General features: G+C 36.4%; 10 protein-coding genes. 5 read left to right on the top strand and 5 right to left on the bottom strand.

Annotated elements, in window-relative coordinates:
* Positions 1-240 precede the first annotated feature (240 nt).
* Positions 241-1,050, bottom strand: a complete 810-nt coding sequence (locus tag H5079_RS02405; protein WP_182683333.1) for a hypothetical protein — start codon at positions 1,048-1,050, stop codon at positions 241-243.
* A gap of 199 nt (positions 1,051-1,249) precedes the next feature.
* Positions 1,250-1,471 (bottom strand): hypothetical protein, encoded by a 222-nt coding sequence (locus H5079_RS18385; RefSeq protein WP_259398036.1) that lies wholly within the window; start codon positions 1,469-1,471, stop codon positions 1,250-1,252.
* 504 nt (positions 1,472-1,975) lie between these two features.
* Here H5079_RS18385 and nirK point away from each other — a divergent pair.
* Genes nirK through H5079_RS02385 form a run of 3 tightly spaced genes read left to right on the top strand, consistent with a single transcriptional unit; the run spans position 1,976 to position 4,730 of the window.
* Complete coding sequence (gene nirK, locus H5079_RS02395; protein WP_011328157.1) at positions 1,976-3,379, top strand: copper-containing nitrite reductase; 1,404 nt, start codon at positions 1,976-1,978, stop codon at positions 3,377-3,379.
* Position 3,380: 1 nt separating this feature from the next.
* Positions 3,381-4,139: a formylglycine-generating enzyme family protein gene (locus H5079_RS02390; RefSeq protein ID WP_182683332.1), complete on the top strand. Its 759-nt coding sequence runs from the start codon at positions 3,381-3,383 to the stop codon at positions 4,137-4,139.
* A gap of 3 nt (positions 4,140-4,142) precedes the next feature.
* Positions 4,143-4,730: an SCO family protein gene (locus H5079_RS02385; RefSeq protein WP_011328155.1), complete on the top strand. Its 588-nt coding sequence runs from the start codon at positions 4,143-4,145 to the stop codon at positions 4,728-4,730.
* Positions 4,731-5,133: 403 nt separating this feature from the next.
* Here H5079_RS02385 and H5079_RS02380 read toward each other — a convergent pair whose 3' ends face one another.
* The 3 genes from H5079_RS02380 to H5079_RS02370 all read right to left on the bottom strand — a co-directional run bounded on the left by H5079_RS02380 (position 5,134) and on the right by H5079_RS02370 (position 7,280).
* Entirely contained in the window at positions 5,134-6,132 is a 999-nt protein-coding gene (locus H5079_RS02380) for a transposase (RefSeq protein WP_182683331.1), read from the bottom strand.
* A gap of 145 nt (positions 6,133-6,277) precedes the next feature.
* Positions 6,278-6,628, bottom strand: a complete 351-nt coding sequence (locus H5079_RS02375; RefSeq protein WP_182683330.1) for a hypothetical protein — start codon at positions 6,626-6,628, stop codon at positions 6,278-6,280.
* 337 nt (positions 6,629-6,965) lie between these two features.
* Complete coding sequence (locus tag H5079_RS02370) at positions 6,966-7,280, bottom strand: DUF6693 family protein (RefSeq protein ID WP_011328152.1); 315 nt, start codon at positions 7,278-7,280, stop codon at positions 6,966-6,968.
* Between the two features lie 520 nt (positions 7,281-7,800).
* On the opposite strand from H5079_RS02370, the gene H5079_RS02365 reads away from it, so the two are divergent.
* Entirely contained in the window at positions 7,801-8,775 is a 975-nt protein-coding gene (locus H5079_RS02365) for a DUF1852 domain-containing protein (protein WP_011328151.1), read from the top strand.
* A gap of 70 nt (positions 8,776-8,845) precedes the next feature.
* The gene (locus H5079_RS02360; RefSeq protein ID WP_182683329.1) at positions 8,846-9,895 is read left to right on the top strand and encodes a methionine synthase; all 1,050 of its coding nucleotides are present in this window, start codon (positions 8,846-8,848) and stop codon (positions 9,893-9,895) included.
* Positions 9,896-9,990: the final 95 nt, after the last annotated feature.

The raw sequence follows: 9,990 nt of genomic DNA, 5'->3' as shown, positions 1-9,990 counted from the left end.
TTAATTTTATTTTCTCTAGCCAGAGGTTTTCAGTGAAAACAAGGCGAATTTACGCGTCAATAGCTGGCCTATTGCAAGTAAATTCAACGCAGTTAGCGCTGAAAACAGCTGCTTGAGATAAGTTTTATTATCCGGAGCTCAGGTTACTTAAGAAGTTTAGCGCGTTTAAAACTTTTACAGTGTTTAAAGTAAGCTTTTAATGATCTAGCACAATGACTATTTAACTTATATTTATCGGCGCTATCTGTATTGATAACTTAAACCAAGACCCGCCCAAAATACATCTTGTAATAATTCATCGTCGGCATAGCGGTTTGAATCTTTACTAATAGCAAAACTATAGTTGCTATATGCGTATAACTGCATGTTTTTTATTACTGAGTAAGATAAATTGGTACTAAATTGCACATGATTAGCACCATTATGCCCATCGGCCACATACCCTGAATTAAAGCCAACACTGGCTTTAAAATCAAGCTGTAATACGGGCGTTAATTGATAATGTTTATTTAGCGCAACATCTAAAAAAGCACCTTGTGCATCAAATGAATAATATAAACTACTTATAAGCTGAACCTGCTGTGCAAAAGAGTAAATAAGCTCAAGGCTAACCTCATTATCGTAAGCGTTACTGCTTTCTTCGCGCGAGGCAATTGCACTATACCCACTTAATAGCTCAAGGTTTTTTGATAATACCGTTGCGTATATTATATTTAAATTCACTTCTGAATAATCGGTATTAATGCCTTTAGCAAACCAAGGAATAATTATGAAATTTTCATAATTTAGCTCTGTAGATACTGAGGTAATCCCTTTATTTGCTAAGTTATCACGCCCTTCAGTAACATAGCGGTTTTCCCAGTAGGAATGAATGTGCCAGTCGTAGCTGTTATTAGGTTCAATGTTAGTTAACGTCTCAACTTTTATATGACCCGCCGCATCTGCTGAAACATTTTGCACAGCACTATACTCTTGCGTAGTTTGCGCTAAAGCAAGGGAACTAAAACAGGCACTAAACGCAAATAAAAAACCGACAATACATAACTTCATTAATAACCTAAATTTTCATAGTAGTATTTAGCTCAGTTACTGAGCTAAAAAGGTCGGCTATACTACTACTCGAATAGGTAAATGAGCAATAAATTTTGTTAACTTTATTAGTTAAATAAAATCACTGCAACTAAGGCTCGCTGCAGTGTTAAAAATACGGGATATAAGGTAGGTAATTTAAAGTTTTATGAAGGTGTTACTAAACCTCTTCGCATTCCCAGCTTGGCTTTTCAAATTTAAACACTGCTAATCCTAAAACCGCTATCATTATTGCAAAAGCTAACCAAGATGATAAAAACTGTGCTGCAAAAAACCAACCCACTGCAGCGGCAATAACACTAATAACAAGCTGAGCCATATGCGGAACTTTACCTTTGGTACCGTAAGTAAGTTTATAAGCTTTAACTAATTCATCAGCCACAAAAAACTCACAAAGTGTCACGTTTTTAGTTAAACCGTGGGCTTTTAGCCTAATTTTGGCCGGGTTGCCATTTATTTCAAACTGATGAGTAGAGCTAAACTTAAAGTTTTGTGCTTCGCTAACTATCTCACCGTTAACTTTTTTCTTTTCCCGATACGGGCAAGCAGTAATAAGTAACTTCTACGTCATCACTGTAAAACTTAAAATGCATTCCACTTTTGGCCGAAACCTCTACTTTATTTGTCATCATCATCCTTATTGATATAAATTTAATTATATAGTTTCCAAAGAAAGTTAACAGCATGCTTACAACAATAAATCGTTAACTCACTCATAAAAAGCTATACCTCAATAAAAACAAACAATAGATTTAAAATCAAACTCGTTAACATTGCTGATCAGTACTAAACTTTTGCTCATCGGCAGTTAATTGATCTGTATCAAGTCATTTTTGCACTTAAGCGCAATACTAAGTTAATCGTCATTTATAATGGAAAATATAAAATGAAAATACAACCTAATAAGCACACCCTATGGCTCCCTCTAATAGCTATTTTATTTAGTGGTAACCTACTTGCTGCCAGTAATTTAAAAACTGAACAAGCAATACTAACACCCCCTCCTATGGTGCCGCCCGCCATTAATAGAGATCACAGTGCAAAAGTAGTTATCAACCTAGAAACAAGAGAGCAAGTAGGGCGAATTGCCGATGGCGTTGAATATGTATTTTGGTCATTTGGTGAAACCGTACCAGGGAGTTTTATTCGAGTTAGAGAAGGTGATGAAATTGAGTTTAACCTCTCAAATCACCCTAGCTCAAAAATGCCGCACAATATTGACTTACATGCGGTAACAGGCCCAGGTGGTGGCGCGGAATCGTCATTTACGGCCCCAGGACACACCTCAACATTTAATTTTAAAGCACTTAATCCTGGGCTTTATATTTATCATTGCGCCACGGCTCCTGTTGGTATGCACATAGCCAATGGCATGTATGGCTTAATTTTAGTTGAACCAAAAGAAGGCCTTGCGCCCGTAGACCGAGAGTATTATTTAGTACAAGGGGATTTTTATACTAAAGGTGAATTTGGTGAAGCTGGCTTGCAACCTTTTGATATGGCAAAAGCAATAGATGAAGATGCCGACTACGTAGTATTTAATGGCTCAGTAGGCAGTACCACAGATGAAAACTCTTTAACCGCTAAAGTAGGTGAAACAGTTCGATTATATATTGGTAATGGTGGCCCTAACTTGGTTTCTTCTTTTCATGTAATAGGCGAAATTTTTGATACCGTTTATGTAGAAGGCGGCAGTTTAAAAAATCACAACGTACAAACCACATTGATCCCCGCTGGCGGCGCTGCCATTGTGGAATTTAAAGTAGAAGTACCGGGCACCTTTATTTTGGTCGATCATTCTATTTTTAGAGCATTTAACAAAGGTGCACTAGCAATGCTAAAAGTAGAAGGTCCTGACGACCATTCTATTTTTACAGGCAAAACAGCTGAAAACGTATATTTACCAGAAGGTTCAGCAATACAGTCGTTAGACAATACTTTTACTAAAATAACAGCCAACAATAAAGATGAACAAATACGTTTCGGCCAACGTGTTTATGAAGCTAACTGTATGGCTTGCCATCAAGCTAATGGCGAAGGTATTCCCGGAGCATTCCCGCCTTTAGCAAAGTCTGATTATTTGAACAACAACCCACTTTTAGGTGTTAATGCGATTATTAAAGGCTTATCGGGTCCGATTAAAGTTAATAACGTTAACTACAACGGCGTAATGCCAGCAATGAACCTAAATGACGAAGATATTGCCAATGTTATTACCTTTGTACTAAATAACTGGGATAACGCCGGCGGAAAAGTCTCTGCTGAACAAGTTGCTAAGCAGCGCAAGTAACATGATTTTTTCTTTATTAACGATGACACTGACACTGGCAGAGCCTCCTAAAATGGTAGCGCTGCCCGCGGGTAACTACAGGCCGCTTTATATGAATAAAAACAGCCCACAAACATTTGTGGGCGCTTTTAGCATAGATGTTACGCCTGTGACTAACGCGCAATATTTAACGTTTGTAATAAATAACCCTCGTTGGCAGTCGCAGCAAATACCTAGCATATTTGCGGAGGCTCAATATTTACAACATTGGCAACAAAATCTAACTCCAAAGCAGCCGTCACAAGGACAATTAAACAGCCCTGTAGTTAACGTATCGTGGTTTGCAGCCCAAGCTTATTGCCATTCACTTAATAAAAGCTTACCCACCGTTGCTCAGTGGGAACGTGTTGCCAGTGCCAGTGCAACCCAGCCCAATGGCAGTCTAGAAAAAAGCTATAACCAACGTATTTTACAATGGTATAGCCGCCCTAGTAGCAAACAGCTCCCCGAGGTTGGTACTAACCCAGCAAACTATTGGGGAGCACAAGACTTACACGGCTTAATTTGGGAATGGACAGAGGATTTTAACTCCGCTTTGGTCAGCGGCGAGTCCCGTGGTGATAGTGATATAAATCAAAAATTATTTTGCGCCGCAGGAGCACAAGGCGCTGCTGATCCCAGTGATTATGCCGCATTTATGCGCTTTGGCTTTCGATCTAGTTTGCAGGCCAAATATACTTTACCCAATTTAGGGTTTCGCTGTGCGAAATCAAAGGAATAAAAAATGATAAAATATAACCCAGCTATTATTTCTAATAATATAACACTCAAAATATTAGGGCTGATATGCATGCTTGCCAGCTCATACGCTTACTCGCAAAATATACCACAAAACTCTGTTTATCAGCTTAACAGTACATGGTTAGATCAAGACGCTAATAAACGTACTTTAAGTAGCTTTAGCGGTAAAAAACAAGTCATAAGCCTTATTTATACACACTGCTTACATACCTGCCCTACTATTGTTTCTACCATGCAAGCCATTGAAAATAAGCTGAGTGAGACTGAAAAACAAGACGTAGGTTTTATTTTAGTCTCGTTAACGCCCGACACAGATACACCTGCAGTACTAAAAGAATTTGCACAAAGCCGAAAATTAAATTTACAAAACTGGAGTTTATTAACCGGCACACCACAAGACGTTCGTAGTTTAGCCATGGTATTAAATATAAAGTTTCAAAACATAGACAACAATGAAGTTAATCACTCCAACTTAATGACAGGTTTAGACGAGCAAGGACGTATTAAGTTTCAAGAACTTGGAGTAATAAATAACGCAGCAATAGCCGCTGAAAAGCTCGCAAATTTTTAAAGCACGCTACCCTTAACTAAGCTATACAATGAATAAACACTCGCACAAAAGCAGAGTGTTTATTTAATTTCAAAAATTTTAATATGGGACAGGCATTTAATTTTTATTAAAAAGCAAATGCGCAGTTTATTTATTATTTACTCCAGTGTATGGCTTTCAGAGTTAAAGTTTATTCGATTTTAGGGAGATTTTAACGAGAGTTAGAGGCTTACACTTCATATGATGGATATTTGCTAACTTAAGCTGACACAGAGCTATGAACGACCTCAAATCATTGTTGTTTAGTTATTTAAGTAATCACACCAACTGCTTACTTCCGCCAAAACAATAAGAGTAAATTTTACTGGTTAGAACAAAAAAACAGCGGATGCCCGTATTTACTCTGCATTAAATAACTTACAGATTAACCAACACCTTTGTACCACTTAGCTTGGTTCTGCGCAGCTAAATTCATTAACCTTACTTTACTCCCTGCAAAGTTTGCATATTGCCTACGAAAATGCTGAATTGCGTTTAGCCACTCAGCCTCTTCTATATTTAATTTTGCTAATATATTGGGTACATTTTTACTTACTTCCCGTTGTTTATAGCAAGTAAAATAACGACTACTCCAACTTACTAACTCTAAATAGTCTATTAATCTAAATGGGATCGTGTCTGGTTCTGCATTACTACCCAATTTAAGTAATTGCATTGGCTGGCTTTTGTGCTCAAAAAGCTCTGATTTTTGTGCAGGTTGTTTACTATTTTTTGGGGTGTTTTTATATTTATGGATACGCTCTTGAATTGATGTGAAATCACTGTTTTCAAGTTCTGTAGCTATTTTCGCTCTAATTGGATTCAAATCAACATACGCCATACAACTTAAAATAGCCTTATCATCTAATAGTGCTTGGGATTTATAACGCCCTTCCCAGTATTTTCCTGTGCAGTTATCTTCTTTATTTGCTTGCCTGGCAATATATTCATTAAGATTTTTCATATACCAGCTAATATCATAAAGTCGTGCTCGCCATGTTGCTATAATTTCACTAAAAATATATAAGCTAGCCTCATTTAATTTTTCGCCATTTAAAAAGCGTTCAACCAAAGAGTCTCCTTGTTTATATAACTTATACCAACGCCTTATAACCTCCTCAATAGACCAATCAAGCGCTTTGTTTTTATTTACTTTAACCACAACATGATAATGATTACTCATAATAGCGTAAGCAGCTATATCAATGGCAAATACATCGCTCAGTAATTTCATCCGCTTAACAAGCCACTCCCTACGGTGGTCAAAGTTTTTTCCTGAGTATTTATCATCGCCACACAAAAAAGCACGGCGAACACAACGCGCAATTAGGTGGTAATAAGGTGTTAACGATAAATCTATGAGTGATTTTCTGGCACGGGTCATGTTTAGCACTCTGTTTTTACATGTGTATATAAACAGTAGTTCAAAGCGAGGGAATTACCATTTTTTATGCCTGTCCACTATTATATTTAAAGTTTAAATGATTTTTATGCCTGTCCCTTATTCGAAGAGGAGATAGTAATAAGCCTTATGTTTCTGCCAAAATATCGCCATCAACAAGGTGAACATTGGTGGTGTAATAAGCTTGGCTGTATTCTATATTTAACGAAAAATACACGCTTTGTTTAAGGTGTTTTTTTATAGATGCCTCTAGCTCAGTACTTAATGCTAATGTAAATTCTTTATTTCGGTGAGACTTAGTTAATAACGATATTGTAATGAGAATATGCGAGTGTTTATATTCTAAGGATGGGTAAGCTCTTGACTTACATACCCCAGCACTGGCGTCTTTGTTATTTATAATCTGCTCTATAACATCAAAAACTTCTTTTGTGTTTATTTTTAAGTTATCTGAATATTTTATTTCTACGTGTGGCATAAATATATGTTCCTGAACGAATAACGCTTGGTTAATAATAAATCACTGCGTTTGAGTGCAACAATCAACAGTAACTTACCTAATGAGTTTATTCCGCTTGAGCCTGTAATACAGCGTGCTGTATATCTACATAGCATTATTTAAAATTAAACTTTGTTTATAAAACTTCTCTTTTTAAGCATTATAAGGTGCTTACTTATTATCGGGTTAGCTCCTTTATTCGTTTTATGGTATTTACCCTCAACTTTTTTACTTAAAACAAAAAAGCATAACCCTATTAAAGTTATGCTTTTTAATTTAGTTTGTTTAATAAACGAATGCGCCGTATAAAGGCTAATTACTCAATAGTTGTATTATTTAAAGAGTAGTTCCACACCTTATAAAAATAAAAGGCATAACCAAGGCCAAAGGTAAGTATTGAAATTATAATCCAAAGAATTACATGGCCAATGCTGCCAAAAATATCTGTATTACAAACCATTTTTCTTGCATTACCGTGTTCGTCAATTAACTCAGAGCGATTCAAAATAAACTTAGAGAACGAATAAGGAAAAAAGAACGCGCCTATACCAAACGTTATTAGTATTAAAATAAACCACAGTATTAAATGCCCTAAAATATCTATAGTTCCTACATTTGCTTGAATCTTCATATTTAATCCTTGATATGATTTTACTTAACGAGTGTTAAAACCTACTCGCTTTAATTTATTGTTATTACTAAATAAACCATAGCCGAGTTCCTATTTCAGTTCAATTATTTACATAAAACAAAAAGAAGTTTATTTACTTATAAGCAGCTACTACATACTTTTGCTTAGCTTTATTAGATTAAATAAACATTCTTTCACTTAACTTATTCCTCCTCAAAAATACACCTCACAAACCTACAGCCACGCTAATAAACGCAGCAAAACTAGCGAGAAAAGCAATCAATGAGAATCCCTCATATATAAATGAAATTAAATCAATTTTATTCATAATAATAACAACGTATAAAATACATTCTTGCTTTTACCTTTAGCCGCACTGCACTTGGTTGCAATTAAGCCTTTAGGTAAAAATAAAAAATACTGTGGTGACTACTGACAGGGAAATCTGAAGATATTACCGAAAACCTCAGAAGTTAAACAAAAAATTCAGCTTTAATTATATAAATGGATACCAAAAATCATGAAAAAAGACTTTAAATTTACTATTAAGAGCACTTCTCTTGATGAAAGTTATCAGCCATCTAACGATACGCGCCTTACAACCAACTTTGCTAACTTGGCAAGAGGAAAATACCGCCAAGCTAATTTGCGCAACGCGTTAAAAATGATTGATAACCGCTTTAATGCTTTAGCGAATTGGGATAACGCTAAAGGGGATCGTTACTCTGTCGAACTCGAGATTATTTCTGTAGATTTAGATATTAAAGGCAGTGGTAATACTTTTCCATCAATAGAAATATTAAAAACAATTATTGTTGATCATAAAACTAATAAACGCATTGAAGGCATTGTAGGTAATAACTTTTCCTCTTATGTGCGCGATTATGACTTTAGCGTATTGCTGCAAAATCATAATAAAAATCAACCTAAATTTAGTATCCCAGATAACTTTGGTGAGCTGCACGGCAAGCTGTTTCAGCATTTTGTTAACTCAAGTACTTACAGACTAAATTTTAATAAACTACCTGTAATATGTATTAGTGTATCTGATAACAAAACGTATCATCAAACTCAAAACCAGCACCCTATTTTAGGCGTTGAATACCTGCCAAATGAGTCATCTTTAACCGAGCAATATTTCAAAAAAATGGGCTTGCAGGTACGTTATTTTATGCCACCAAACAGTGTAGCGCCTTTAGCATTTTTCTTTTTTGGTGACTTACTTAATGATTACACTAACCTTGAACTTATAAGCACTATTTGTACCATGGAAACATTTCAGAAAATCTATCGACCTGAAATTTACAATGCAAATGCACCTGCAGGAAAGTCTTATCAACCAAATTTGAACAACCAAGATCATTCATTAACGCAAATTGTTTATGATCGAGAAGAGCGTAGCCAAATGGCCAGCCAGCAGGGAAAATTTACCGAAGAGCACCTAATTAAGCCATACCAAACTGTGCTTGAACAATTTTCTGCCAATTACGTTTAAAAGCGGCGCTTAACAGTTTCGCTCAATAGCTAGGTTCAATTATAACTTTAAATATACGGCACTATTTATCATGAAAACACTTATTAGCAATACACTATTACCTACGTCAACTGCGGGCAGTTTGCCTAAACCGGTTTGGCTTGCACAACCACAAACACTTTGGTCGCCTTGGAAATTACAAGACGATGAACTAATTGAAGGTAAGCAAGACGCCCTTCGATTGTCATTACACGATCAGCAACAAGCAGGCATTGATATTGCCAGTGATGGCGAGCAAACCAGGCAACACTTTGTTACCACCTTTATTGAGCACCTCAACGGTGTTGATTTTGAAAAGCGTAAAACCGTTAAAATTCGCGATAGGTACGATGCAAGTGTACCAACGGTTGTTGGCCCTGTTAGTCGACAAAAGCCGGTTTTTGTTGAAGATGCTAAATTTTTACGCCAGCAAACTAACCAGCCAATAAAATGGGCTTTGCCAGGCCCAATGACAATGATAGATACCCTTTATGACGATCATTATAAAAGTCGCGAAAAACTTGCGTGGGAATTTGCCATAATTCTTAATCAAGAGGCCAAAGAGCTAGAAGCTGCAGGAGTAAATATTATCCAATTTGATGAACCAGCATTTAATGTATTTTTTGATGAAGTTAATGACTGGGGTATTGCCTGTTTAGAGCGCGCAATTGAAGGACTAAAATGCGAAACCGCGGTGCATATTTGCTACGGCTACGGCATTAAAGCTAATACCGATTGGAAAAAAACATTAGGCTCAGAATGGCGCCAATACGAAGAAGCGTTTCCTAAGTTACAGCAATCGAATATAGATATTATTTCGCTAGAATGTCATAACTCTCATGTACCAATGGAGCTACTTGAACTTATTCGCGGCAAAAAAGTGATGGTAGGCGCTATTGATGTGGCAACCGACACCATAGAAACACCCGAAGAAGTTGCTAATACCCTGCGCGAAGCACTTAAATATGTTGATGCCGACAAGCTCTACCCTTGTACCAACTGTGGTATGGCTCCTTTAGCGCGTAATGTAGCAAACGCTAAGTTAAATGCCTTAAGTGCAGGAGCAGAAATAATCCGCAAAGAACTAGCTAACAAAAGTTAGTCCAACAAATAAACCTATATAATCCAACTAATTAAGCACTTCAATATAGTTATTTAAAAGAATGCCCGGTATAGAGTTTCTATGCCGGGCATTCT

The sequence above is a fragment of the Pseudoalteromonas sp. SG44-5 genome (assembly GCF_014164175.1).
Taxonomy (GTDB): Bacteria; Pseudomonadota; Gammaproteobacteria; order Enterobacterales; family Alteromonadaceae; genus Pseudoalteromonas; species Pseudoalteromonas nigrifaciens.
The sequence above is the reverse complement of the archived record's forward strand: the minus strand, read 5'-3'. Positions and strand labels throughout refer to the sequence as shown.